Here is a 24,924-nt window from a genome sequence, read left to right on the forward strand (position 1 = left end):
GACGCTGCGCGTCCCGCTCATCCTGCTTGCTGCGCAAGCAGGATGACGCTCCGTCCGCTGCGCTCCCGGAGCTGCGATGGACTGCGTCCATCGCAGGAGTCTTCGACTTCGTTTCAGACTCCGGCGGGTCCGCTGCGCTCCCCGCCCTGACGGCCCTTCCGGCTGCGCCTCCAGGCCGTTAGGCCCGCTTTCGCGGGCCAGGCTGGCTACGAGGGCATGTTGGCTAATCTTTTTGTGCCTTGCAGTCTTGTTGGCAGCTATGTGACAGATCCACGTGAGGACCAGGCCGGCCGCCACCACGATGCGCCCCGCACTGTCACCATCAATCACCCGCCACACCAGTAGGCTCATTTGCTCAGGCAGAGCATCGGCCAGTAAATAGGCGGCCCCCACCGGTTACCTGGCCTCGCTCATGGCGGCTGGCCGCCAATTCGAATGGCGGCGGGTCAGGCATGCGCCTGTCGTGGTGCGGTCGCCCTCCGTGATGCGGCGTGATGCGCAAGACGGGCCGAGCCTGCGGCCTGAAGACGCTGCAGCCACAGGGAGGCCGTGAGCAGCAGACCGGTGAAGATGGCCAGGAACAGCATGGACACCCACATCTGCCGGCTCCCGGGAGACTGCCAGGCCGTCCAGGTGGTCGATGCCGCCCACAGCAGGACGCCCACCGCGTAGAAAGCGCGGACCTGGCGCAGTTGGCGCACGGCCCGCAGGGACTTGATGCGATCAGTTGAGGGTGCCATGCCGGCCCCTGTACCCCAGGGGACGCTGTTCAGCGCATCGGGTTCGTCCCTGCTGTTTCGATCACCTTGATTCTCGCTGCTCGGTGCGGCCTTCGAAGTCACGTCGTACTGCTGCACCTTGGTCTTCGACCAGCCCCGCGTCGTCGGGGAGGTCCAGAACGGTGCCGCAATGGCTGCACAGTTTCCCGTCTTCGGCGGGCGTGCCGCACGCCTTGCAGAACCGGTTGCCCTTCTCGTTCTCAGTCTTCTGCGTCATGGCTCTCCGGGGACAGGGTGGACAGTGACGGATGTGGAGTACCCATGGCATCGGTGTTGATTCGCTAAGGCATTCTGCTTCATTTTGAGCCTGCGATAGACTCTGGATTCGGATGACGTCAGCTGTGGTGTTCTGTGATCCGCTGCGAGGTGGCCGTCTGTGTCTTCGACGAGAGGCGCGAACCCTGTATCTCGCTGAAGGCGCCGTGTCCCATCGTACGTCGTTGACATGCTGGTTCATCGTGTTCGGCGTGTGAGACCTTTCGTCCACCTCGCAGAAGAGGTTAGATCGGAATGGCTGTGAAGGAACTCCGTCCTCATCAGCGAGAAGCCGTAGATGCGGTACTTCGTGCGCTCGAATTGCCTGCACGCGCCACCGTGCCCGAGCGCGGGCTGCGGACGCAGGTGGTCATGGCGACCGGCTCCGGGAAAACTCTCGTCGCCGTGCGCAGCGCGGAGGAGCTCCGGGCGGGCCGTGTGCTGGTACTCGTGCCCTCGCTGGACCTGCTCGCCCAGACCGGAACCGCGTGGCGTGAGGGCGGCCGGACGGGACCGATGCTGGGAGTTTCGTCCCTGCGCGGGGAGGAGGCTGGCTTTGCGAACACCACGGACGTGGACGAGCTGGTCGCCTGGGTGCGGCCGTTCGACAAGGTGACCGTGTTCGCCACCTACGCCTCGCTCGGGCTGGGCACGCTCGAGCGCGCGCACCAGGCCGGCCTTCCGGGCTGGGACCTGATCGTCGTCGACGAGGCGCACCGGACGTCCGGCCGGATCGGGAAGCCCTGGGCGGTCGTCCACGACAACACCCGCATCCCGTCCCTGCGCCGGCTCTACATGACCGCCACACCGCGGCTGTGGCAGCTGGACGAGGACCAGGCGCAGCAGGGCGTGCCGGGTGAGCTGGTGGCCTCCATGGACGACGATGCCGCCGGGCCGTTCGGGGCGCGCTGCTACACGCTGACGTTGTCGGAGGCGATCGACCGGGGCATCTGTGCTCCGTACCAGGTGGTGTGTGTGGATGTCACGGACACTGAGTTGCAGGCCGCCCTGTTGATGGGTGCGGACGGGCGCACGGAGGCTGTGCGCGGGGCGCGGCTCGCCGCGCTGCAGACCGCGCTGCTCAAGGCGGCGGCCGAAGAAGGATTCCGCCGCACCCTCGTCTTCCACCATGTCGTGAAGGAGGCCGAAGCCTTCGCCGCCGGCCTCCCCCGAGCCGCCGAGCAGTTGCACGACGACGACCCCGAGCTGTACCCGGCGACGATTTGGGCGGACTGGCTGTGCGGGGACCACAAGCCGCTCCACCGGCGCCGCGTCCTGGGCGAGTTCGCCGGCGGCATCGCCACGGACGGCACGGTCGTCGAGAAGAGCTTCCTCGGGTCGGTGAAGGTCCTCGGGGAGGGCGTCGACACCAAGAACTGCGACTCCGTGTACTTCGCCGACGTCCGCGGCTCCATGCCCGACCTCGTCCAAGCCGTCGGCCGGGCGCTGCGCATGCAGCCCGGCGAGGGCAAGACGGCCTCCCTCGTGGTGCCGGTCCTGCTCGGGCCCGGGGAGACGGCCGACAACATGCTCACCAGCAGGGCATACGACGGACTCGCCAAGCTGCTCGAGGCACTCAGGGCACACGACACACGCATCGTGGAGCAGCTCGCCCAGCCGCAGGCACCGAGTCGGTCCACCGGCGTACAGACCCGCACCGGAGGCCAGGACGACGAAGAAGTCGAGAGCGACCGAAGCGACCCTGGACTGTCAGCGCCAGCACGAGCACTGCTGAAGTTCAGCACACCACGCGACCCCGCCGCCCTCGCCGCCTTCATCAACCTACGCGTCCTCAACCCCGAACACGAACACTGGCGACGAGGCATCGAAGCCGCCGTCATCTACGCGCGCAAGGTGGGCAACCTCAAGGTCCCCTTCACCTACCGCGTGCCCGGCCGCGACGACCAGGCGGTGGAATCCGAGGGATGGCCGGCCTCGCTCGCCGGGTTCCCTCTCGGGCAGTGGATCGCCGACAACCGGCGCTTCTACGCCCGCGGCGACATGGACGAGGACCGCATCGATCAGCTGGAGAAGCTGGGCATGGTGTGGTCGCACTTCGACGTCGCCTGGGAAGAGGGCTTGTCGGCGGCCCGCGGATGGGCCGCTGAACACGGCCACCTCCTCGCCCCCACCGACGCCACCCACCAAGGCCACAAGATCGGCATCTGGCTCAAAAACGCACGCGCCGCAGCCCGCAAAGCACTCGAAATCGAGCGGCAGCGCGCCGAAGGACTACCCGTCCCCTCCTCCGCCGGCGCCCTGTCGGAGGAACGGCGCGAACAGCTCGAGGACATCGACCCCTCCTGGTGCCCGGCCTGGCCAGTGGAATGGCAACGCGCCTTCCACCTCACCCGGCAACACCTGGACGAAGGCGGCACACTGCCGACCGAGCCCGGCGACGTCGTGCACCAGGGCGAGGACCTCGGACGGTGGGTACGCGCCCAGCGGATCAGCTTCGACCAGCTGACCGGCGTCCAGCAGTGGTTGCTGGAACAGGTCCTCCAGATCACGCCCGCAACCGAAGAGGAGCAGCCGCGCCCGCGCCGCACCCAGGCCGACAAATGGGCGACCAACCTCGCGGCAGCCAGGCAGTTCTACCAGCGGGAGGGGCACCTGCGGGTACCGCGCAAGCACATCGAAACGATCGTCGTCAGTAGCGGCAACGGCGAGGACCAGGAGCAGCGGGACATCAAGCTCGGGGCCTGGATCGGCAACCAACGCAGCAGGGCCGCGATGTTGTCGCCGGAGCGGATCGAGCAGCTGTCCGCCATCGGCATGCGCTGGACGTAGCGGTTAGGGACCTGGGTACGGCAGCGGGGCCACGGCTGTAGCCCCGAAGCAGGAGCTCGCCGCTCATAGCGCAGCATTCGCCTTGAAGCAGGTGGATGCCGCTTATGGATCAATACTCGCTACTGACATGAATGAAGTAAAGAACGCTCATTACATGTGATCGACATCACGTTCCCAAGAGGCGTATCTGTGCTTCGAGGGGCTTTAGCGGCAACCCTGGTTGACACCTGTCACCGTCCGTGACCTGGGGTGAAAGCCCGCCATCTCTGCCCATCCCGGAGCCTCGATGGCGGGCCTCACTCCGACGCACCTGAACGCGTCTCGCTAATACCTTGCCGGAATCACCGGTTCCGAAGGGTATATGTGACCCACATCACAGTAAAGAATTACTCCACGTAGCGGGAGCTCTACGACGCGTTATAAATATTACTATCCGTCTAGCAATAGCACACTGTCTGTACTGGACGGATGTGCAACCGACCGGAGAAGATGCGTTCACCGTCGTGACGCGCCGCCCATCCCACATGCACCACCTGCCGCGCCGAGCGACGACGGAGTCCTCGAGACCCGCCCCGGGCCTCACTCCACGCACCTGACACGTAGGAAGTGCCATGACGCGTCGTCCCCCGAAGGACCAGTCCGCCGTTCCCAAGACCGGTAAGTCCTCTCCATCCGGTTCCAAGAAGGACCGGCACCAGAAGGACACCCGCGCGCGCAAGGGAGAGCGCCGTGCGGGTGACCGGGCAAAGCCGGTCCAGCCCTCCGTCCCGAAGCAGGTGGTCCCGGACCGACCGGTGGCCCAGAAGCCCTCGGGCATCACCGAGCCGGTACCGGCGCTCCCCCAGGCCGCACCGTGGATGCGCTCCCGGCTGTTCGCCCGTCTCGCCGGCGCGGCCATGACCGGCATCTCGCTGATTCCCGGCACGGAGTCGCTCCACCCCGGCCTGCGGTGCGCTGCCATCGTGATCTTGGTCTTCGATGTAGCGTGCGAGACCATCGGTCAGTTCCTGGCTGCTGCGAACGCTCTCCGCAAGGCGGTCAAGATCGAACCCCTCAAGGCCCGCGCGGACCACAACGGTCACGTGACGCTCGACTCCCGGGTCGTGCTGCGCTCGATGCCGCCCCTGCCCAAGCTCCGCATCACCGGGCGGATCCTCAGCGGCGGGCTGCTCGCCGCCCAGTGGCTGAACGATCTGCAGTTGCTCCACACAGAACTGCTCGCCGTGGTCCTCTCGGTGCTGCTCTTCGACGGGGTCACGCAGATCGGCAGCGAGGTCCGCTCGCGCTGGGAGCGCTGGATCGATGACGTCAGGTCGCGGACCGACACGAACGACGAGGTCTGATGGGCTCCACCACGCACCACGGCCTCCCCTCGCACACCAGCGGGGGGAGGCCGCCCCATGCCGACAGACGGGCTGCCATGGACGAACGGGCCGCGATGTTCGAGGAGTTCGTTGCCGATACGCGCGCGAAGCTGACCCGGATAGCGAAAGTGCGGGCGCCGGCCTCGACGGCAGAGGACCTCGTCGCCGAGACCTTCGAGGTCATGTACACCAAGTGGCGCGAGGTACTCGCCGACCCCACCCCGCCCTTCCGCTACGCCTGCGGCATCCTGCGCAACAAGGTCGTCAACTCCTGGCGGCACACCCACCGCGAAGTCCTCCCCAGCACCGCCGACCTCCTCGACCTCATAGAGCCCCAACTCGAGGAATCCGCCGAACAGACAGCCGTCCGCAACATCCAGATAGACACCCTCACCGCATCCATCAGATCAGCCCTCACACAACGCGAACAGCAGACACTCCTGCTGCGCTACGTCGACAACCTCACCACCGCCGAGATCGCCGACATGCTCGACATCAACCCCGCCACCGTCCGCGCCCAACTCAAACACAGCCGCCAAAAACTCAAACGCAGCATGAAACACAGCACCACCCTCCACGACGACTAACCCCACACCGCCCACCACCGCAACCACCGGGTGAGTGCAGGACCCGTCGAACCGGCGGAACCCGCACTCACCCGCCGCAACCGCCCCGTCCGCCGGCGCCGGTCCTCAAGGACGCGCACCTTGGTGTATGCGCTGGGATCGTGCGGGAGACGGCTCCGGTCGAATCCGGAGTCGTCGGTCGGCCGTCAGTCGGGGTTGAGTGGGGCCTGGAGCCAGCCACCGAAAGTGTCAAGACCGGTGGCCCAGTGCGGCAGGAAGACCGCCAGGGAGCGAAGACCCCGACGGTGAGAATCAGCAGGTAGACAGCCGATTCGTTGTCCACTTGGTCATGGAAGTGGTACGGGGAGAGAGTCAGGAAGCCGAGTTCCTCCAGGGCGACGATCATGAGCGCTACCAGGCCCCAGAGAACGAACACGCCGATCAGGGAGTAGACGGCGAGCTGCCACACGGTGTTGTGCTCTGCCCGCGCCAGTTGTCCGAAGCCGGAACCGACCGCGGTGGATGCCGCGGCCAGCACGACAAGCCCCAGAGCCAGGGTGATGCGGCTCGCCCAGTACACGGAAGCAACCTGGCTGGCGTGGTTCCGTGAGGAGGGCGGTGGCGGAGGAACCGGAAAGCCATACCCGCCTCCGACTGGTGTCGCGACGGGCGGCGTCTGCCCGCCGGGGGTGCCGGGCGAGAGCGCCGGACCGCCCGCGTTGCCCGGCAGAGCGTCTGCGGTGGCTGTCGCGGAATCGTGTTCACCGGATGCGGTGTGGCCGGCGCCCGCGGCTGTTCCCGCAGGTGGCGGCAGGGATGCATTCCGTTCTGCACCCCCTTGGAGTCCGGCCAAGGGGGTTGCAGACACGTTTGCAACAGGCACCGTAGCCAGGCCAAGCTGTGCCCTCAGCTGCTCCCGCAGCGCCTTGACTTCCTTCCGCGCCTTCTTCCGCTCCTGCTCAGCCAGGACGGCGCATGCCCGCACCGTGGACAGCTCGTCCTGCATGCGCAGCCGTTCATCGTGTGCGGCCTCGCGGGCCGTCTTGCACTCGGCGGACACCCGGTTGTAGCGGTCCTGCCAGTTCTCCAGCACGCACTCGACGTCCGCGAGGCGCTCCTGCAGTTCGTCGACGTGGCGCTGCGCCGCGTGGCTTTATTCACGAGTCGTGGGCTCTGGCACAGATCTTGGGGAGCGGTCGCGGAGCGTCACTGAAGCAGGATCATCTTGCGTAGTAGTTCGAATCCGGCGCGTCCGTAGAGCTGCCTCTTGATCTTCTTGCTGCGGTTCACAGCACCTTCGGTGCCGCCGGAGCTCCAGCGCAGGGTGAGACCGGCGGTCACCGCGTCGAGGTCTCGGAGCAGGTGGAGTGCGAAGTTGGTGAGGCCGGGCAGTTGGCTGGCGTCGACCGCATTGATCCATGTGGGGAGAGTGGAGCCGAGACGGTCGGTGAGGATCTCTCCGAAGGCGCGGACGTGTTCGGCGGCGGCGTCCAGTTCGGGACAGCGGGCCAAGACGTCCTTGAGCGCCGCGCACTCGTCCTCGCTCAGGGCCGCGGGGTGTGGCGGGTGAGCCAGCCGGTGACCCGCCGCACGGTCGGTGGAGGCGTGGGCATCTGCGCCGGCGCGGCGCGCAGAGTGGCGATGTAGGCGCGGACCATCTGGTAGGTGACGGGGGCGTTCTCGGCGATCAGTTCGCGGTGCAGGCGGGTGACGTTTGTGTAGCCTGCGGCGAACTGTCGCTCCAGGTAAGGCTTGTAGGGGTCCAGTCGGCTGGGCCGGGGCCTGTTGTACGCGGGTCGCTCGAAGAGCGAGCTGGCCGCGTCGCTGGGGGTGGACCGCAAGACGGTCAGGAAGTACCTGGCCCCGGCGGAGGCGGCCGGGATCAGCCCGGGCGGCCCGCCGATGAGCGAGGCCGACTGGTCGAAGCTGATCAAGGAGTGGTTCCCCGGGCTCATCGACAGAAGGCTGAGGCAGGTGACCTGGCCGGACATCGACCAGCACCGCGACTACATCAAGAGCCTGCTTGGGACGGTGACCGTCTCGACGATCCATCAGCGGCTGCGTGATGAGCACAAGCTGCAGGTGTCGATCTCCTCGTTCCGCCGCTGGGTGCACGCGACGCTGCCGGACGAGGTGGCGAAGTCGCAGGTGACCGTGTTGCGTGACGACATCGAGCCGGGATCGGAGGCTCAGATCGACTACGGCTTCCTCGGGCAATGGACCGATCCGCGGACCGGGAAGCGCCAACCGCGGGCCGCGTCGAGCGCGACCGCCTATTGACACAGCCTCCGGCGTCACTGTTACCAAGGTAACCGTGACGCCGGTGAGCCGCTTGTTTTCAGTCAGTTGCAGACAGCGTGGACGTCGGCGATGTAGCTGTCCATGACGTCCTTGTCTGCCCCAGCCGCCGCGTTGGCAGGTGTGTGCTCCTGGACGGTGGCCAGGTTGACCACCCAGGCCGTCAGAACCTTATCGTCCAGGTCACCGGGCAGCTGACCGTTCTCCTTGTCATCCTGGTACTGGCTCATGAGTCGGCTGCCGTAGCTCATGGCCTTCTTCGCCTCGTCCGGACCCGGGATATTATCCCCGGTCCAGTAGGCGTAGTCGTAGCTGGCTCGATCTATCCACCCATCCGCGAAGCACCACTCATTCGCCGGGGAGTCCGGTTTAGGGAGGCCCCCGGTTTCGCTGGAGCATGCACTCGCGATGGCAACAAGGGCGCCAGCCGCAGCCAGCGCCCCAAGATTCTTGTTCATCCCCACCCCTTGCAGCTTCTAGGGCAGCCGCTCTTGATCGGTGGGCTGCCTCTTCGGCATGGCGTACTCCAGACGCGACGGTCCCCACGCTCCCGCCAGCCGTATACGTCAAAGCCACAGGCAGGACGGAATCAACTCCGCGGGCCCCGAGAGACCTTGGCCGACTGTGTCCCGGCGGCGTGGGCGCGGGGGCGGCGACGGACGGCAGTACGCGTCTAGCCGTACGCCCCACACAGTAGCGGCCGCCACCCGACAATCCGACGGTGATCCCTCGGGCCGGGCCGGTCACCGGTCCGGGTTCTCCTGCGTGGCAGTACGAGTGTGGGCGAGGGCCGACAAATGGGTCACCAACCTGGCCGCCGCCCGCCAGTTCCACGCGCGGGGAAGGGCACCTACGCGTACCGCGCAAGCACGTCGAGACGATCGCCGTCGGCGACGGCCAGGCCCGGGAGCAGCAGGACATCAAGCTCGGGGTCTGGATCAGCAACCAACGCTCCCGCGCCGCCACACTCACCCCGGAGCGGATCGAACAGCTCTCCACCATCGACATGCACTGGACATAACGGAAAACCTCCGCATCGGCGGGGAGGACCAGGCCCCTGGGATCATCCCGCAGAACCCGAACGGAACACTCCTGCGTCGGCGGGAGGACTTCTCGACCGTGGGAGGTCGACGTTCGCCACGGTGCCGCCCAGCTCGTTGCGATCCTCGGTCGCCCCAGGTGGCGACCGCCACTTGGCTTCCATGCGCCGCGCCTCTTCGGAGGTGTGGTTGCGATCCTCGGCCGTCCCACAGGGCGACCGCCACGTTCACGAAGGCCACCCACTACCCGGACGGCTACCTGTTGCGATCCTCGGCCGCCCCGAAGGGTAACCGCCACGTTCACCAGCGGTCCGTGCTGGTGGGTGAGGCTGTTGTTGCGATCCTCGACCGCCCCGGAGGGCAAACACCACACGGCTTTGACGGGGCGTGAGGCTAGGGTGCGGGTGTTGCGATCCTCGGTCACCCCGGAAGGCGACCGCCACGGGCCAGTAGGCGTACTGCACGAGCGAGGAGCAGTCGTTGCGATCCTCGGTCGCCCCGAAGAGCGACCGCCACCAGCGGTACCGTTCGCCGCCGCGCGCCCAGCCGTTGTTGCGATCCTCGGTCGCCCCAGAGAGCGACCGCCACCGACTCCCCGTGGCCGAACGGCTTCGACCCCGCGAAGTTGCGATCCTCGGTTGCCCCGGGGGGCGACCGCCACGATGGCCTCCTTGGCGGCGGCGGGCGTGAACTCCCCGTTGCGATCCTCGGTCGCCTCGGAGGGCGTACCGCCACCTGGACGAGGTGTACGACGACATGCAGATCACGTACGAGTTGCGATCCTCGGTCGCCCCAGAGAGCGACCGCCACAGCTGCAGTTGATCGCGCGGCCGCCGTCGCAGGAGTTGTTGCGATCCTCGGTCGCCCGGAAAGGCGACCGCCACGGCGCCGCTGACGACGTCCCAGACCTGCCCGTTGTTGTTGTGTTGCTCGGCCGTCCCGGAGGACGACCGCCACACCGGCCGTCTTCCAGCCGGACCGCAACGTTCTTCCCCTTGCGGTCCTCGGTGGCCCCGGAGGGCGACCGCCACCCCGCACCTCCCCAGCCGCCTCCAACTTCCTCGTCATGTTGCGATCCTCGGTCGCCCCGAAGGGCGACCGCCACGTCAGCTCTTCCCGCAGTTCCTTCTTGATGGCGTCGTTGCGATCCTCGGTCGCCCCGAAGGGCGACCGCCACCGTGGGGGGTGGTGCGGTTGTGGACCTCCCAGAGGGTGTTGCGATCCTCGGTCGCCCCGAAGGGCGACCGCCACTTCATGCCGACGGTGATCGTGTACCCGCCCGACGAGGTTGCGATCCTCGGTCGCCCCGAAGGGCGACCGCCACCAGGTGCCCAGGCTTGAGGTCATGGCCGCATTCGATGTTGCGATCCTCGGTCGCCCCGAAGGGCGACCGCCACCCGAACGCCGTCTCCACCAGACGCCACGTCCACGCGTTGCGATCCTCGGTCGCCCCGAAGGGCGACCGCCACACGTCGGCCTGCTTCTTGCTGGCCGGGCTGACGCGGTTGCGATCCTCGGTCGCCCCGAAGGGCGACCGCCACCGTCAGTCGCCGGTCCGGTCGGCCCGGGCGTAGTTGTGGTTGCGATCCTCGGTCGCCCCCAAGGGCGACCGCCACCACGGGGCGCACGGATTTCCTGCGGATATATGCAGTGTTGCGATCCTCGGTCGCCCCGAAGGGCGACCGCCACCTCCCGCCCTGCGCCACCCGCCCCCGAACCACCGGTTGCGATCCTCGGTCGCCCCGAAGGGCGACCGCCACCGTTCCGACAGGTGGCCTTGGGGGTCGTAGTCGACGAGTTGCGATCCTCGGTCGCCCCGAAGGGCGACCGCCACCCCTGGATGACCAGCAAGATCACAGTAGTTGCTGGTTCCTTCAAAGCCATAAAGACCAGACGAGTGGGGTGTAATCGGGCGTTTTACTTCGGCGTGGTCTGCGTGTTGCCTGTCCACTTGGGGTTCCGAAGCGAACTGACAGCGATCATAGGACGAGGTCTTCGCGGTGTGGCTGTACTTCAGCTATGCCGAGCGTCTGAACGCCGTCGAAGCCGCCCTGGGGCAGTCGGTAGAGCCGGATGCTGTCGGTGTCGGGATCGATGGTATCGCTGAGCCCGTCAAGCAAGTGCAGAAGGCTCTTGTCGTCAGCGACGATTTCGAAAACGGATTTCTGGACGCGCAGACCATGGCCTTCGCAGAGTTTGGCGACGCGGCGCAGCCGACGGCGTCCTGCTGGGCTGGTGGTGTCGACGTCGTAGGTGAGTAGGAGGTCCATTCAGGCCGCCGTCCAGGGGAGGTAGCCGGGTAGTTCGCCGCGCAGGTGGCGGGCTAGGAGGCGGTCCTGGACCACGGGGAGGAGGCCGGCGGGGACGCTGCGTCCGGCGATGGGATGCTCCCAGGTCTGTGTCTTCCACTCCTGCCAGGCGCTCAGCAATGTCTTGCGGCCTTCGTCGGTGAGGCGTACGGCGCCGCCGGTGACGTTCTCGAAGTGTTCGGGGCGTAGTTGGCGCCGGTTGAGCAGGGTGAGGGCGAAGCGGTCGGCGAGTACGGGGCGGAATTCCTCCATCAGGTCGAGGGCCAGGGCGGGTTTTCCCGGGCGTAGGCCGTGCAGGAAGCCGATGTAAGGGTCGAGGCCGACTTGTTCAGCGGCGCCGCGTTGCGATCCTCGGTCGCCCCGAAGGGCGACCGCCACCCGGGCTGATCCACAGCGCGCGGGACTGCGGGGTGTTGTTGCGATCCTCGGTCGCCCTGGAGGGCGACCGCCACTCCGGTGGGCCGTAGGGCCGGTCGGTGCGGAAGTGGTTGCGATCCTCGGGCGCTCCGGACGCCACTGTCCCGGAACGCTGTATCGATCGGTGGGTCCTTCGGTCGCTGCCCGACTCACTAGACGGCGGGTTCGATTCCTCGTTGGGGGTGGTAGGGGCCTGTCCACTCGTATAGGTCGCCGGCGATTTCGACGGCGTGTCCAGCCTTGATCGCTGTCTCCAGTTCTCGTTGTGGGATGGATGCCATGTGGGTCTGGAGTGTGCGGTAGGTCTCGGGGGTTGGTATCCCGCTACGGAGTTGTTCGATGGCATTTTGGGCGGCCTGTCGGTCGTTCTGGTTGAGCTGGGAGCGGATGGCGACGATGGCTACGGAGTGCTCGTTGTCGATCATGCGCATCTGGCGGGCGGTTTCCGGGTAGTCCAGCTTTTCTCGGAGTGCTTCGATGGCTTCTCCGGTTGCTCCGTTGGGGTCTGTGGAGGAGCGTCCGGCCTGGAGTCGGTAGCGGTGCTGGTAGTAGGAGCGCAGTGTGTCCAGATCGTCTGGGTCTGCGAGGCCCTTGCCGAAGCGGCGGGATGCTGCGGCGATGCCGCATCGGTTGTAGATCGCTTGTGGCTGGAGACCGTCGGTCGGTTCGAAGATGGTCATGATGCTGTCTTCGGTCGTGCGGTGCCCTTCACGGTTGATGCGCCCGGCGGCTTGCTGTTCGGACTCTGGCAGCGATCTGGCGCGGTATCCGCGCGGGAAGTCGAGGTCGACGCCGGCCTCGATCAGCGATGTCGACACCAGCAGTGTGTCCAGGCCGGCGTCGAGGCGTTGCTTTGCCGCTTGGATGGTTTCTCTGCGGTGGCCGCCGGTCATGCGGGTCGACAGGTGCAGGGTGCTGGGGTCCTCGTCGCGGTCGCCAAGCCAGACCTTGTGCACGTGGTTGGCGTCTTTCGTTCCGTTGACCACCATCAGAGCCTGGCCGTGTGTTGTGGCCTCTGCGGCGATGCTTTTGAGGGTCACCTCTGGGCCGGTGCGCCAGTCGTACCGGACCCGGCGGAGCCGCTGGAAAAGCGGTGCGGGGTTGGCGACGATGTCGCGCTGTGGCAGGCCGGTCTGCCAGGGGTTCAGTGCGGTGAGTTCTGGTTGGGTGGCCGAGGACAGGACCAGGGTTACGCCGTAGTGCTCGACGAGTTCCCGAAGTCCGGACAGGATCGGTGTCAGCAGGGTGTCGGGGAGGGCTTGGACCTCGTCCAGGACGATGACGGAGTTGGCGAGCCGGTGCAGTCGGCGGGTGGCTGACGGGCTGTTGCCGAACAGGCTCTCGATCAGCCGGACTGTGGTGGTGACGATGAACGGGGCGTCCCAGTTCTCCGCGGCCAGTTTCGCCCACCGGTTAGGGCGAGCACGCCTTTGGTCTTGGTAAATGTCGCCTGAGGTGCCTGAGGATCGTGGTGCGTGCCGGTCGGGCGCCTCGAAGTTCACGGCGGAGTGGTGTTCCAGCACCGTCCGCGGACCGTGCTCTGGATCCAGCAGGTTCCGGTAGACAGCCGCATTCTGTTCCGTGATCGAAATGAACGGGACCGCGACGATGACGCGCCGCAGTCCGTGCAGCGCGGCATGTCGGAGTGCGAATCCTCCGCCGGCGAAGGTCTTGCCGGCGCCGGTCGGCAGGTGCAGCCGGTACACCCCCGGCTCGCCGGCCGCGGTTTCGATCGCCTCCTGATAGACGTCCTCGCGGAGCCCGTCCAGCCACGAGGGCTCCTTGCGGCGTCGGCGCTCGGCAAGGGCCTCCTGGCGGCGGGTCTCGTACCGTTCCCACAACTTTGGCATGCCCGCATCCGGCCGAGAAGGTGGGCCCGGTCTGAAGTGCGCGGTGGTGTCCAGTCGGTCGGCGTCGATCACAGCCGAGTAGGTCATGCGGACCAGCATCTCCACGCTGATCCTGTTGCACGGGTCGAGCCAGTCCGGGATAGCCGGGCAGGTTCCGTCCAGGATCTCCGGCATGACTTCGGCGACCCGGCTGATCGCCTCGTTGACCTTTCGGGAGTCCCGCATCAGGCCCTTGAGCCGGACACTGAGTTCCGACCAGGCGGACAGGCCGGTGTGGTGTCCCTCGATGACGCCGGCGAACGGTGTCAGCACCGGATGCTGCCGGGCTACTTGAGCGAACAGGAACGCCCCGGCGTCATGGTGTGCGGGGCGGCGGACCTTCCGGCCGGTTGTGGCTTCTTCGATCAGGCCGTCCTGCCAGGCGCACGCGCCCTTGCCGGTGTCGTGGTCGCGTCCCAGCCGGTAGGCGAGTTCTCCGCCTCCCCATGGCGCGGCGAAACGCCGGGCCAGCTCGCCGGTGCCTCGGGCGTGGTCTTCGTACCAGTGCCAGATGCCCCGACGGCCCGGTGAGTGGGCTACGAGCTTGCCTGCTGGGGCTGGCATGCGTCCCGATATCTCATCAACTGCCTTTTTTGCAACCATACTTGACTTACCATCACTTTTGCGTTGAGATCCGGCTAGATGACCGTTCACTACCGGCCTGCGTACCGAAGGTCGTGGATCGAGGCAGTGCGACGACGCTAGCCGCCGGCACTGACAACGGGCCGAGCCAGCTAGGACATAAGGCGGGAAGGTGCATGATTTCTACACAGTCACGACAGCGTGAGGAGAAGGCCGACCGGCCACTCCACGTGCAGGTGGAGGCCTGGGGTCCGCTGGCATGCTTCACCCGCCCGGAACTCAAGGTCGAACGGGTCTCCTACCCGGTCATGACCCCCTCGGCGGCGAGGGGGCTGCTGGAGGCGATCCTGTGGAAGCCGGAGATCACCTACCGGATCGAGCGGATCGAGTTACTCAAGCCGGTGCAATGGACCAGCTTCCGCCGCAACGAGGTCAACAACTCGATCATCACCAAGAAGACCTTCGAGGACCTGCGCGCCAACAACGGCTACCGGTATGACGTCGCCGAGGACCGCGGGCAGCGCGTCACCGTCGCACTGCGCGACGTCGCCTACCGCATCCACGCCACCATCAACGCCACCGACCGCTGCACCGCGCCGCTGCCGAAGTACCGCGACCAGTTCGACCGCCGCCTCAAGCGCGGGGCCTGCTTCGAGCAACCCCACTTCGGGTGCCGTGAGTTCGCGGCGTTCTTCGGCCCCCGCGGATCAGCGCAGGAGGCCGGTGTCGTCACCGCCGCAGACCAGGCCGGCATCCCCCCGATCGACGAGATCGGGCTGATGCTCCACCACATCGAGTACCTGCCGAACGGCAAGGAGCGCTACCACTGGTTCCGTGCCCGTCTTGAGCGCGGTGTTCTCCACGTGCCGGACCGCCCGCTCGCCCCCGCGCAGATCGGCCAGATGCCCGGGGCCGAGGGCCGCGCTTCTGCCGAGGGGACGGCCTGAAGTGCTCCTGCACAACCTCGTCCAGCACGCCGACAGCCGCGAAGACGCCGTCCCCGACTACTACCAGCGGCGTCCGATCATGTGGCAGATCGACCTTTCCAGCACCAGCGATGCCGAGCCGCTGATCATCGACCTGCGGCCCGGCAAGGGGGAAGAACCGCGGAAGGTCACCGCCCCCTACACCGGCCGCTCGGGGAAGAACCCGCCGCCGTTCCTGCTCGCCGACAGCGCGCTGTACGTCCTCGCCCACCCCGGCCTGGTGAAGGGGCCCGACGATAAGAAGGTTCCGTCGACCGACCCCAAGGACATCGCCAAGGCCAAGGACCGTCACACCGCCTACCGCACCGTGGTGACCTCCTGGTGCAACGAGCACCCCGGCCTTCCCCAGGCCCGCACCCTGGCCCAGTGGCTGGACAGACCCTTCACGCCGGACGACTGGCCCGAGGAGATGGATCAAGGGCACCTCGTGGCCATCAGCGTGGACGGCGAGTGGATCCACGACCTCCCCCAGGCCCAGCGCTGGTGGGCAGAAAAGGTCAAGAGCACGAAGAGCGGCAAACCGGGCAAGGATCAGGAAGGCATCTGCCTTGTCTGCGGGCAGACGGGAGCGTTGCTGTCCACCCTTCCGGTCCCCGTCAAGGGTCTTCCCAACTCCGGGATGAACACCCAGCTGATCTGCCTCAACCAGCCAGCCCACTACCGGGCCGGCATCAAGCAGCTCGGTGCCACCCCCGTCTGCGTCGACTGCGGAACCAAGGCCGCCACCGCCCTGAACGCACTGCTGGCCGACCCCGGGCACCACACCCGCGCTGGCGACTCCGCCATCGTGTGGTGGACCCGCAACCCCGCCACAGAGACCGACATGTGGACCCTGGACAACCCCGAACCCACCGAGGTTGCCCAACTCGTCGACGGCCTCCACCACCCCCACAAGGGACGCGACGCGCTCGCCGCCCTCGACGACGACGCCTTCCACGCCGTCACCTTGCGGGTGAACACCAACAGGGTGATCATCGCCGACTGGATCACCATCCCCGTCCCCGAACTCAAGCAGCGGCTCGGAACCTGGTTCACCGACCAGCAGACCTGGGACGGCTGGAACAACACCCACCTCTACTGGCCCATCTGGCGCCTGGCCCTGGCCGCCGCCCGCTGGGACAAGCGCAAGAACACATACATCGACACCACCATCCCCAAGCACTTGCAAGCCGACCTCGCCAAAGCCGCCCTCCACGGCACACCGCCACCGGCCCACGTCCTGCCGGTCCTCATGCAGCGCATCCGCGCCGACCACCACATCGACCGGCCCCGCATCGCGCTGCTGCGCCTCGCCCTGACCCGTACGACCACCCGCCACAAGGAGCTGTGCGTGCCCCAGCTGAACACCACCTCGACCGAACCCGGATACGTGTGCGGACGGATCATGGCCATGCTCGAAGCGATCCAGCGCAAGGCCATGCCCAAGGTCAACACCACCATCACCGACAAGTACCTGACCACCGCCGTCGTCTCGCCCCGAGCCGTCCTCACCCGCCTCCGCATCGGCGCACGCCCCCACCTGCGCACCATCGCCCGCAAAAGCGAACCCGCCGCCAAGGCCATGGAAAACCGACTGCGGGACGCCTTCGACCTGCTCGACACCCTCCCCGCCCACCTCAACGCCGAGCAGCAGGCCCTGTTCATCCTCGGCTACGAACACCAGCGCGCTCACTCCGCCCGAGCCGCAGCCGAAGCCATCAAAGCCCGCGAAGCCGGCAAGGAACTCGCCGACGACCAGACCGCCGACGCCCTCCCCGAAGCGGCCGAAGACACGGACACCACCGACAGCACCCTCTGGTAGGCGCCTCGCAGCCCCCAGGACCGTCATCTCGGAAAGGAATCAAGCACAGTCATGACCGCCGCACACCTGGACCCCACCCGCAAGCACGACTACGTCTTCCTCATCGACGTCAAGGACGGCAACCCCAACGGCGACCCCGACGCCGGCGGCATGCCCCGCACCGACCCCATCACCAGCCAGGGCATCATCACCGACGTCGCCCTCAAGCGAAAGATCCGCAACACCGTCACCCTCGCCCACCAGGGGCAGCCCGGCTTCGAGATGTACGTCGAGGAAGGCGTCGCCCTCAACCCGCAGATCCAGCGCGCCTACCACGAAGGCGGCACCACGGAAGCCGACACCGCCACCGCCCAGCAGTGGATGATCCGCAACTTCTACGACGTACGCCTCTTCGGCGCCGTCATGTCCGTCGGCGACCAGAAGAAGCACGCCGGCAGGGCCCGCGGCCCCATGCAGCTCACCTTCTCCCGCTCCATCGACCCCGTCACCCCGCTCGAGGCCGGCATCACCCGCGTCGCCCCGAACAAACCCGAAGACCTCGCCAACGGCAAGGTCACCGAGATGGGCAACAAGCACTACGTGCCCTACGGGCTCTACCGCGGCCACGGCTTCTACTCCGGCGCCCTCGGCACGAAAGCCGGCGTCACCCCGGACGACCTGGCCGCCTACTGGCACGCCATGACCATGATGTTCGACCACGACCGCGCCGCCTCCCGCGGCGAAATGGCCATCCGCGGCCTGTACATCTTCACCCACGACGACGCCTACGGCCGAGCACCCGCCCACAAACTCTTCGACCTCATCCGCATCAAACCGCTCGGCCACAGCGAAGCACGATCCTGGGACGACTACGCCGACCAGATCAACATCGACGAAGACAACATCCCGGAGGGAGTCACCCTCACCCGCCTCATCGACTGATGCAGCGCAGCAGCGCGGAACACGGCTCAGAGCTACGTACCGTCTCGTAGCGGTCGCCCTCCGGGACGACCGAGGATCGCAACCAAATCCAGCGCTCGATCGCCATTCCACAGGGTCAGATTGGCGGTCGTCCTTCGGGACGGCCGAGGATCGCAACATGGTGATGCAGGGAACCGGCGGAAACCACGGTTCCTGACGGTCGCCCTTTGGGGCGACCTCGGATCGCAACAACCGGCCGACCGCCATCGTCGGTGAAGGCAAACCTGGCGGGCGCCCTCCGGGGCGAACCGAGAATCGCAATGCCGTTGACGACAACGCACAGTCACACCCGAAGATTTTGGCGGTCGCCCTCCGGGGCGACCGAGGATCGCAACTTGTCGCGGTCGACGCCTTAGAACTCCTGCGGATCTGGTAGTTGCCCACCGAGAAGACCGAGAACTGCAATACCTGGGGGTTATCGGTGGGCGTGCCCATAGCGTGGGCCCTGGCGGTCGCCCTTTGGAGGCAGCCGAGGATCGCAACGACCAGTGGGCAGCGCACCACCCGCCGGAGGTGTGAACTGGCGGTCGCCTCCGAGGCGAGCCTGGATCGCAACACACCAGGCACCGGTCCGGTGGTGGCCATCCCTGCGTCCGGCGGTCGCCCCGAAGGGTGACCGCCATCAGCCGAGCCGCCGTCGCCAGCCGCAGCCGCGCATCCCAGTTGCGACCCTCGGTCGCCCTGAAAGGCGACCGCCAATCCGGATTATGGCGCCGCCAAGGTAGCCGTCCACCTGGTTGCGATCCTCAGTCGTCTCGAAGGGCGACCGCGAGCTTCAGCGGGGAGGCCTAGCCGGGGATCGTCTTGGTGTTGCGCCCCTCGGTCACCCCCGAGAGCAACTGCCATCTGCATTGGACCATGTCGCTGCGCCCGCAGGAGTAGTTGCGGCCCTCGGTCGCCCCGAGGGGCGACCGCCACCATCCTGCAGGGTTGTCGACCAGGATGGAGTAGCCGCCGTTGCGATCCTTGTTCGCCCCAGAGTGGTGACCGTCCCTCGGGATGGCGGCAGGGCACTACGTCGTATCAGGGCAGTCTTCGTCGCCTCGCGCCTGGCCACGCTTGACATCTGGCTCAAGAACGCACGCGCCGCCGCCCGCAGAGCGATGCAGATCAAGCGGCAGCTCGTCGAGGGACTACCAGTGGCGCCGTCCGCCGGCGCCCTGTCGGAAGACCGGCGCGAGCAGCTCGGGACATCGATCCCTCGTGGTGCCCCACCTGACCGGTGTAGTGGCCGCGGGCGTTCCATCTCACCCGGCAACACCTAGACGAGCGCGGCGAACTGCTCACATCGCCGGGCGACATCGAGCGCGAAGGCAAGGCCTCGGACGATGGGTGCGTGCTCAGCGCCTGGGCTAGGACAAGCTCACCGCCGTGCAGCAGTGGATGCTGGAGCAGGTCCTCGGGATCGGGCCCGCGAGCAAGGACGAGAAGGCCTCGCCCTCGCCGTACGCAGGCCGCCGAATGGGCGACCAACTACTCCGCCGCCTGCCAGATCTACGAGTGGGAAGGGCGCCTGCGGGTTCCGCGCAAGCCCAGTGCCGACGGTCCTCGCGGTACCAGGGCCGCACCTCGACGCGGGCCCAGTCGTAGATCCGCCAGCACGGGGTGGTCGATGGACCAGCGGGCGACGACGGTGTCGTGCCGGGTGGTGGCCATGACGTGAAAGACGTCGGCCTGCTCCAGCTCGGACCGTCAGCCCTTGCTGTAGCCGTAAGCAGCGTCCGCCGTCACCCAGCCGAACGGGACCTTCTCAGCGATGGCCCGGCAGACCACCGCCTTGGCCATGGCCACCTTCGTCTCGAAGGCGACCTTGTCGTCAATGCCCGCCCGGCGGCAGCGCTCCCGGTCGTCCGTCCAGGAGGTGGGCAGATACAGCCGCCGGTCGATCAGCATGCGTCCGCGGCCGGTGGCGTAGGCGAGGAACACACCGATCTGGCAGTTCTCCGTACCGGTCTCGATCGCCCCGAGGCGGATCGGAGGGCACAGAGGAAAGCCTGAGCGGCGGTGACGAGGGTGACGTGGTGGTGCCAGCCGCCAGCGAATTCCGTCGGTTGGCCACTCAAATACGGCCTGGACCACTTCGATGGCCGCACTTGGCGGCTGTGCTGCCCCGATGGCGGGCTGCCGAGTACCCACCCCGAAGGCCGGAAAACATATATGTGACATGAATGAGCCAAATCACCCGTATGGGCTAATTGTAGAGTTTTAGCCCATACGGGTATGTCAGTCTGGAGAAGTGCGTGAATTCCGTGTGGACTTCTCTGCTAATCCCACCGCGAGCGACCCGAGAGGGGTTCTCCATGGCTGACCTGGTTTTCGAGCACAAGGACGAGTCGGGCAAGGTCGTGATCGCCGTGTTCCGCGAGCAGCTGTCGGCTCCGGCGTCGCACTTCTTCGATCTGCGTTGCGCTGTTCCCAGTGACATGGTGGCGGTCGGCGGCGGGGCGATCGGGGCAGAAAAGCCGGCGGGAGCGCTGCTGACCGCTTCGTGCCCCAACCCTGACGCATCGGCGTGGCTCGCGTCCTCCAAGGACCATGTGGCGGAAAACCCACACCGCCTGCAGGCTTTCGCTATCGGCATGAAGATCAATGGAATACCCCGCGACGTTCTCCTGAATGACCATATGAAGTACTTTCAGGCCGAGAGCACACGGGGAAACCACCTCGACATGGGCCTTGGTGACCCGCCAGCGGCGTTCACCGTGATCAGTGGGGGTTTCAAGGTGAACTGGCGGGGTGCAGGGAATTTGGGGACCGCTTCGTTCCCCGAGGTCGGAAACATGTGGCGGGCCCGGTCTCAGGACCACAAGACCGCCAGCCCCGCCACCATCACAACGTTCGCCGTGGCACTACGGACAAGGCTGCGTGGCATCGGCAGAGTTGTGCGCGGGGAGAGCAGCCAGCCCAACCGCACTCCTGCCCACCATCCCACCGTCCGGACCGAGCTCACCGATGAATTTGCCCTAACCGGCATTGGCGCCGAAACGGAAACCTCCGGACCGGGACAATTCTTGTGGCGCCTTGAGCCGATCGAACGGGGAGTAATCGCGGGCTCCAAGGATCACCTGCTCGAATCGCCAGGGTTCGTCACGGCATTCGCGCTCGGAATCAAGATCGAGACCGTCCACGAAGGCCCGCACTCATAGTGCCGGATCCGAGTCGTCGTCCATAACCATCGTGTTCTTCGTGGCTGCGGTTCCACGCATCAACCCCTGCTGCGCCTGTGTTCTGCCGGTCGAGGTGCCTCGCCCCACCGTGCGCTCCTCCGGTCGCAGGACTTGGGAATCTCCGCACCACGTCGCGGGACCCACATCGCCGAAACCGCAGTTCAACGAATTTCGTCGGTGACCCGCACGTCGCTCCAGCTGTCCGCGTAGACGCCGTCCGCGCACCACAGCCGAATCAGCAACTGCCAGGGGGCTCGCCGAGTTCGCTAGGTTCCGTCTTCAAACGGATCTGCCCAGAGCAGGAGAGACGCGAGTGTGACCGCTGCTTCGTAGGTTGTCGACCAGGGGCCGGCTGAGGTGGTGGACGGCGGCGACGCGTGAGCACATCAACCCGCCGGGCCGGTTCACCCGGCGCTCCCAGCCCGCCCATGACGCCGCTCTGGCGGCCGGAATACGCGGATCCCCGCCCCGGCTCGGGGGATCCCGGGACGGAGACCCGCACCTCCATGCTCATCCCGCCAGGGCTGCTACGCGCTGCGCCGGGGCCTACGCGACGTCGCCTTCTTCGCAGAAGTCTTCTTGGCGGGCGTCATCTCCGGCAGTTCGTGCACCTCGGCCGGGCCCTGGCCGCGGGAGGCCTCGGCTTTGGCGACGCTCTCCTTCAGGGCGGACATCAAGTCGAGCACGGCGCCCGGCTGCGTCTCCTGCTGGGGTGTCTCGGGCAGCGGCTGCTCCGCCCGCTTCGCCTCGATGATCTTCTCCAGGGCCTCGGTGTACTCGTCGCGGAACTCAGAGCCCTCGAGATCGTCGCGGGACATCGTGTCCATCAGCGCCAGCGCGCCCTCGATCTCCCCCTCGTCCACGTCGACGGCCGCCGGGTACAGCTGTGAGGGATCACGGATCTCGTCCGGCCAGCGCATCGCATGCAGCACCAGCACGCCCTCGCGGACCCGCAGCAGGCCCAGCCGCTCCCGGCCCGACCAGGCGTACTTGGTCACCGCCACCTTCGACGATCTGCCCAGTGCTTGTACCAGCAGCTTGTAGGGCTTCGCCGCGACCTGGCCGTCCGGCTGCAGGTAGTAGCCCTCGCCGATCCGCAGCGGGTCCACCGACTCCAGCGGCATGAACGCCTCGATCTCGATGGCCTTCGCGGTCGGCAGCGGCAGGTTCCGCAGCTCCTCGTCCGTGATGGGGATGACCTGCGTCCTGGTCAGCTCGTAGCCCTTGCCGATCTCGCTCTGGCTGACCTCACGGTCCTCCAGCTCGCACACCTTGCGCACCCTGACCCTCGACATATCCGCAAGATGGAACTGGTGGAAGCGCACCGAATGATCCTCGGTAGCGGACACCACATGGACGGGAACGGTCACGAGACCGAAGCCGATCGCACCACTCCAGATCGTCCGGGGCATCGCACACCTCCGCCATACGCCCCGAGCACCCCCAGCCTAGCCACACCAGACCGCGACAGCGGACCGCACGACACGGGATCCAGGGCAGCCCGGCGTACGGCTGCGTTGCTACCTGGACCTGCGCCAGGAGCTCAACGCGTAGCACAGCAGAAGGGTCGCCCGAGCCTCACGTCACCCGTGCGTGAACCGCCAGGCTCCCCCGAGGGAAGCCTGGCGGGCAGTTGCAGGAGATCGCAGCGGATCGTGCCGCAACGAAGGGCCCGAGCACCAGGAGCTGGGGCACGTCATGCCTCAGATGGACCGGCCCTGCCCGGCGTCGCGTACCGTGACCCGCCGGCTCGCCTCCCGCGAGGCTTCGGCGTGCCGCCGGGTCAGGGCAGCCGCTGTCACCTCTCAGCGCTCACCGGGAGGGCCGTCCGGGGGTCAGTGGCGGGCACTGCCGTGGTCGTGGTCGCCACCGTGGCGGTGGTGGCGACCCCAGGAGTAGTCGTCGACGAAGCGGTCGCGGTCGTTGCGCAGGGTGGCGGTGTCGGAGTCGTTGTTCCACACGTAGTGGCGGCGGTCCTGGTAGAGGTCGGTGTCGCGGTCGCGGCCCTCGCCGGTGTGGATACGGACGGTGGAGCGGCCGTCGATCCCCTCTGAGCCCGCGCGGCGCCCGCCGCTCGTGACCCACGCGTTGCTGCTGCGCTTCATATCGATCCTGGGTGCCTCGACGAGCTTCTACCTTCTTCTGTCGGTGGTCCCTGGCTACGCCACGAGCGGCGGTGAGGGCGGGAGCGGCGGGCAAGCGGGACTGACCACCGGCATCCTGATGCTGGCCACAGTGATCGGTGAAATCGCCACCCCGGCCCTGGCCGACTGTTGCGGCTACCGCGTCGTCCTGGGGGTCGGCCTGGGTCTGCTGGGCGCGCCAACGCTGGCGCTGGTCTTCTCCCAGGACGCGTGGTGCATCCTCCTGGTCTGCTTGTTGCGCGGCCTGGGTTTCGCGTTCACCGTCGTCGCGGGTGGCCCGTTGACGGCGTCCCTCATCCCGGCCGAACGGCGCGGTGAGGGGCTGGCGCTGGTCGGCATCGTCGGCGGTGTGCCCGCGCTGGTGACACTGCCGCTGGGCGTGTGGCTGGCCCAGTACGCAGGCCACAGCGTGGTCTTCGCGGTCGGGGCCACGGCCGCTCTCGCTGCGATTCCGTCAGTGCTCGGCCTCCCCGCCCGCCTGAGCGAGGCCGCGCGTCCCGTCCGCATGTCCGAGGGGCTCCGCAGGCCCGAGCTGCTCAGGCCCGCGGGAGTGTTCGCGGCCACGGCCATGGCCGCAGGGGTCGTCGTCACCTTTCTGCCGCTCGCCGTTCCCTCGTCGGCCACGACTCTCATCGCCGTGGCGCTGTTCGTCCAGCCTGCGGCGGCCACGACGGCTCGTTGCCTCGCCGGGCGGTACTCGGACCGGCACGGCACCACCGCGCTGCTGGTCCCCGGCCTGCTGCTGTCGGTCCTCGGCACCCTGCTGATGGCGTTGACGGGCAGTGCGTCGGCCGTCATCATCGGGGCCGGCTTGTTCGGGGCCGGCTTCGGGATCACGCAGAACGCCACGCTGACCCTGATGTACGCGCGCGTCCCGGTAGCCGGGTACGGCACCGTCAGCGCGTTGTGGAACGGCGCGTACGACGCCGACATGGGCGCAGGCGCCGCCGCGTTCGGCTGGCTCGCCGCAGGCACCGGCTACTCGTGGGCTTTCGCCTTGACCGCCGTCGGCATGCTCTGCGCCCTCAAGCCGGCGCTGACCGACCGCTGGGCCGCATTGCGGGGGCAGGCGGAGTACCCCTACAGCGGTGATGGAGGGCCCACACTGTCTGCCCGGCAAAGCGAAGCGCCCTGAACTGGCCAACGCGGAGGCCGACTTTTTGGCCTCGTCGTTCCCGACCGGAGGCGGAGCCTATACGTTCGGAACCGCGTCTGGCTGCTGTGAGTCACCACGCAGCAGGCAACGGCACTGGTCAGTACGTCGCTCAGATCTGGCCGTACTGCAAACGCCACGAGCAGGTTCGCCTTGATTCCCCACCCGAAGGCGCACGCTCCTCGGGCTGGCCGCGGCGGTCACCTCGGCCCCGGCACGCTTGTAGAGATGCGTCATGAGTCCACGGCGCCGCCACCCGCGCCGGGCACCGACCGGCCTGCGGCCATCACCAGAGCGCGCTGATTCATACGTCCTAGCGGTGGCGGGCGCGCCAGCGAGCCAGGAGTCCGAAGGGTGTACGGGCGGCAGGTGCCGACTGGGCGTGCCGCTTGTTCTGCCCGGTAAGAGGGACGCGCGGCATGAG

Annotated in this window: 20 protein-coding genes and 3 pseudogenes; 11 read left to right on the top strand and 12 right to left on the bottom strand. The window is 67.3% G+C overall.

Annotated elements, in window-relative coordinates; genetic code table 11:
- Positions 1–446 precede the first annotated feature (446 nt).
- Together ACZ7L0_RS42670 and ACZ7L0_RS42675 are read right to left on the bottom strand one after the other, a co-directional pair.
- The gene (locus tag ACZ7L0_RS42670; protein WP_471247984.1) at positions 447–740 is read right to left on the bottom strand and encodes a hypothetical protein; all 294 of its coding nucleotides are present in this window, start codon (positions 738–740) and stop codon (positions 447–449) included.
- A gap of 61 nt (positions 741–801) precedes the next feature.
- Complete coding sequence (locus tag ACZ7L0_RS42675; protein WP_471247985.1) at positions 802–996, bottom strand: double zinc ribbon domain-containing protein; 195 nt, start codon at positions 994–996, stop codon at positions 802–804.
- A 293-nt stretch (positions 997–1,289) separates the two neighbouring features.
- Between ACZ7L0_RS42675 and ACZ7L0_RS42680 the strand changes: the two genes are divergently transcribed.
- From ACZ7L0_RS42680 to ACZ7L0_RS42690, 3 genes are all read left to right on the top strand, one after another.
- A complete protein-coding gene (locus ACZ7L0_RS42680) occupies positions 1,290–3,824 on the top strand; it encodes a helicase associated domain-containing protein (RefSeq protein ID WP_471247986.1) in 2,535 nt (844 codons plus the stop codon).
- Between the two features lie 611 nt (positions 3,825–4,435).
- Positions 4,436–5,167, top strand: coding sequence for a hypothetical protein (locus ACZ7L0_RS42685; RefSeq protein WP_471247987.1), 732 nt, complete (start codon positions 4,436–4,438; stop codon positions 5,165–5,167).
- Between the two features lie 77 nt (positions 5,168–5,244).
- On the top strand, positions 5,245–5,775 hold the full coding sequence (locus tag ACZ7L0_RS42690) for an RNA polymerase sigma factor (RefSeq protein ID WP_471247988.1): 531 nt from the start codon (positions 5,245–5,247) through the stop codon (positions 5,773–5,775).
- 67 nt (positions 5,776–5,842) lie between these two features.
- Here the strand turns inward: ACZ7L0_RS42690 and ACZ7L0_RS42695 are convergent, their stop codons facing one another.
- The 3 genes from ACZ7L0_RS42695 to ACZ7L0_RS42705 form a co-directional block, all read right to left on the bottom strand.
- Entirely contained in the window at positions 5,843–6,847 is a 1,005-nt protein-coding gene (locus tag ACZ7L0_RS42695) for a hypothetical protein (protein ID WP_471247989.1), read from the bottom strand.
- A 113-nt stretch (positions 6,848–6,960) separates the two neighbouring features.
- Positions 6,961–7,329, bottom strand: coding sequence for a transposase (locus ACZ7L0_RS42700; protein ID WP_471248014.1), 369 nt, complete (start codon positions 7,327–7,329; stop codon positions 6,961–6,963).
- Positions 7,299–7,688, bottom strand: a complete 390-nt coding sequence (locus ACZ7L0_RS42705) for a hypothetical protein (protein ID WP_471248020.1) — start codon at positions 7,686–7,688, stop codon at positions 7,299–7,301. Before ACZ7L0_RS42705 ends, ACZ7L0_RS42700 begins: the two co-directional genes overlap by 31 nt.
- Here ACZ7L0_RS42705 and ACZ7L0_RS42710 point away from each other — a divergent pair.
- Positions 7,657–8,034 (top strand): hypothetical protein, encoded by a 378-nt coding sequence (locus ACZ7L0_RS42710; RefSeq protein WP_471248021.1) that lies wholly within the window; start codon positions 7,657–7,659, stop codon positions 8,032–8,034. The two genes, ACZ7L0_RS42705 and ACZ7L0_RS42710, sit on opposite strands and share 32 nt — an antisense overlap.
- Before the next feature lie 62 nt (positions 8,035–8,096).
- Here the strand turns inward: ACZ7L0_RS42710 and ACZ7L0_RS42715 are convergent, their stop codons facing one another.
- On the bottom strand, positions 8,097–8,510 hold the full coding sequence (locus tag ACZ7L0_RS42715; RefSeq protein WP_471247990.1) for a hypothetical protein: 414 nt from the start codon (positions 8,508–8,510) through the stop codon (positions 8,097–8,099).
- Between the two features lie 263 nt (positions 8,511–8,773).
- On the opposite strand from ACZ7L0_RS42715, the gene ACZ7L0_RS42720 reads away from it, so the two are divergent.
- Complete coding sequence (locus ACZ7L0_RS42720; protein WP_471247991.1) at positions 8,774–9,073, top strand: helicase associated domain-containing protein; 300 nt, start codon at positions 8,774–8,776, stop codon at positions 9,071–9,073.
- A 1,998-nt stretch (positions 9,074–11,071) separates the two neighbouring features.
- Here ACZ7L0_RS42720 and cas2 read toward each other — a convergent pair.
- The 3 genes from cas2 to ACZ7L0_RS42735 form a co-directional block, all read right to left on the bottom strand.
- Positions 11,072–11,362 carry a CRISPR-associated endonuclease Cas2 gene (cas2, locus tag ACZ7L0_RS42725; protein ID WP_471247992.1) on the bottom strand — a complete coding sequence of 97 codons (291 nt, stop codon included), beginning with the start codon at positions 11,360–11,362 and terminating at the stop codon, positions 11,072–11,074.
- Positions 11,363–11,779 (bottom strand): CRISPR-associated endonuclease Cas1, encoded by a 417-nt coding sequence (cas1, locus tag ACZ7L0_RS42730; protein ID WP_471247993.1) that lies wholly within the window; start codon positions 11,777–11,779, stop codon positions 11,363–11,365. It lies immediately after the preceding gene.
- Between the two features lie 191 nt (positions 11,780–11,970).
- A complete protein-coding gene (locus ACZ7L0_RS42735; protein WP_471247994.1) occupies positions 11,971–14,271 on the bottom strand; it encodes a CRISPR-associated endonuclease Cas3'' in 2,301 nt (766 codons plus the stop codon).
- A gap of 194 nt (positions 14,272–14,465) precedes the next feature.
- Here ACZ7L0_RS42735 and cas5c point away from each other — a divergent pair, with 194 nt between their 5' ends.
- The 3 genes from cas5c to cas7c are packed head-to-tail and all read left to right on the top strand — an operon-like array spanning position 14,466 to position 17,997.
- Positions 14,466–15,236, top strand: a complete 771-nt coding sequence (gene cas5c / locus ACZ7L0_RS42740; RefSeq protein ID WP_471247995.1) for a type I-C CRISPR-associated protein Cas5c — start codon at positions 14,466–14,468, stop codon at positions 15,234–15,236.
- A gap of 1 nt (position 15,237) precedes the next feature.
- Positions 15,238–17,076 carry a type I-C CRISPR-associated protein Cas8c/Csd1 gene (gene cas8c / locus ACZ7L0_RS42745; protein WP_471247996.1) on the top strand — a complete coding sequence of 613 codons (1,839 nt, stop codon included), beginning with the start codon at positions 15,238–15,240 and terminating at the stop codon, positions 17,074–17,076.
- A 51-nt stretch (positions 17,077–17,127) separates the two neighbouring features.
- Entirely contained in the window at positions 17,128–17,997 is an 870-nt protein-coding gene (cas7c, locus tag ACZ7L0_RS42750; RefSeq protein ID WP_471247997.1) for a type I-C CRISPR-associated protein Cas7/Csd2, read from the top strand.
- A 1,541-nt stretch (positions 17,998–19,538) separates the two neighbouring features.
- Here cas7c and ACZ7L0_RS42755 read toward each other — a convergent pair.
- Positions 19,539–19,983 (bottom strand): annotated as a pseudogene (locus ACZ7L0_RS42755) (transposase); the annotation flags it as partial.
- A gap of 353 nt (positions 19,984–20,336) precedes the next feature.
- On the opposite strand from ACZ7L0_RS42755, the gene ACZ7L0_RS42760 reads away from it, so the two are divergent.
- Positions 20,337–21,182, top strand: coding sequence for a hypothetical protein (locus tag ACZ7L0_RS42760; protein WP_471247998.1), 846 nt, complete (start codon positions 20,337–20,339; stop codon positions 21,180–21,182).
- A 548-nt stretch (positions 21,183–21,730) separates the two neighbouring features.
- Here the strand turns inward: ACZ7L0_RS42760 and ku are convergent.
- On the bottom strand, positions 21,731–22,615 hold the full coding sequence (gene ku, locus ACZ7L0_RS42765; protein ID WP_471247999.1) for a non-homologous end joining protein Ku: 885 nt from the start codon (positions 22,613–22,615) through the stop codon (positions 21,731–21,733).
- Between the two features lie 49 nt (positions 22,616–22,664).
- On the opposite strand from ku, the pseudogene ACZ7L0_RS42770 reads away from it, so the two are divergent.
- A pseudogene (locus ACZ7L0_RS42770) lies at positions 22,665–22,757 on the top strand (DUF6207 family protein); the annotation flags it as partial.
- Between the two features lie 281 nt (positions 22,758–23,038).
- On the opposite strand, the pseudogene ACZ7L0_RS42775 reads toward ACZ7L0_RS42770, so the two are convergent.
- Positions 23,039–23,248 (bottom strand): annotated as a pseudogene (locus tag ACZ7L0_RS42775) (lamin tail domain-containing protein); the annotation flags it as partial.
- 31 nt (positions 23,249–23,279) lie between these two features.
- Here ACZ7L0_RS42775 and ACZ7L0_RS42780 point away from each other — a divergent pair.
- A complete protein-coding gene (locus tag ACZ7L0_RS42780) occupies positions 23,280–24,482 on the top strand; it encodes an MFS transporter (protein ID WP_471248000.1) in 1,203 nt (400 codons plus the stop codon).
- The last annotated feature ends 442 nt before the right edge of the window (positions 24,483–24,924 follow it).

The sequence above is a fragment of the Streptomyces sp. NPDC039424 genome, from assembly GCF_055639495.1.

Excerpts from the sequence above, each read along its gene's own strand:
- ACZ7L0_RS42670 (WP_471247984.1), bottom strand. The coding sequence starts at position 740 with ATGGCACCCTCAACTGATCGCATCAAGTCCCTGCGGGCCGTGCGCCAA.
- ACZ7L0_RS42675 (WP_471247985.1), bottom strand. The coding sequence starts at position 996 with ATGACGCAGAAGACTGAGAACGAGAAGGGCAACCGGTTCTGCAAGGCG.
- ACZ7L0_RS42680 (WP_471247986.1), top strand. The coding sequence starts at position 1,290 with ATGGCTGTGAAGGAACTCCGTCCTCATCAGCGAGAAGCCGTAGATGCG.
- ACZ7L0_RS42685 (WP_471247987.1), top strand. The coding sequence starts at position 4,436 with ATGACGCGTCGTCCCCCGAAGGACCAGTCCGCCGTTCCCAAGACCGGT.
- ACZ7L0_RS42690 (WP_471247988.1), top strand. The coding sequence starts at position 5,245 with ATGGACGAACGGGCCGCGATGTTCGAGGAGTTCGTTGCCGATACGCGC.
- ACZ7L0_RS42710 (WP_471248021.1), top strand. The coding sequence starts at position 7,657 with ATGAGCGAGGCCGACTGGTCGAAGCTGATCAAGGAGTGGTTCCCCGGG.
- ACZ7L0_RS42715 (WP_471247990.1), bottom strand. The coding sequence starts at position 8,510 with ATGAACAAGAATCTTGGGGCGCTGGCTGCGGCTGGCGCCCTTGTTGCC.
- cas2 (WP_471247992.1), bottom strand. The coding sequence starts at position 11,362 with ATGGACCTCCTACTCACCTACGACGTCGACACCACCAGCCCAGCAGGA.
- ACZ7L0_RS42735 (WP_471247994.1), bottom strand. The coding sequence starts at position 14,271 with ATGCCAGCCCCAGCAGGCAAGCTCGTAGCCCACTCACCGGGCCGTCGG.
- cas5c (WP_471247995.1), top strand. The coding sequence starts at position 14,466 with ATGATTTCTACACAGTCACGACAGCGTGAGGAGAAGGCCGACCGGCCA.
- cas7c (WP_471247997.1), top strand. The coding sequence starts at position 17,128 with ATGACCGCCGCACACCTGGACCCCACCCGCAAGCACGACTACGTCTTC.
- ACZ7L0_RS42760 (WP_471247998.1), top strand. The coding sequence starts at position 20,337 with ATGGCTGACCTGGTTTTCGAGCACAAGGACGAGTCGGGCAAGGTCGTG.
- ku (WP_471247999.1), bottom strand. The coding sequence starts at position 22,615 with ATGCCCCGGACGATCTGGAGTGGTGCGATCGGCTTCGGTCTCGTGACC.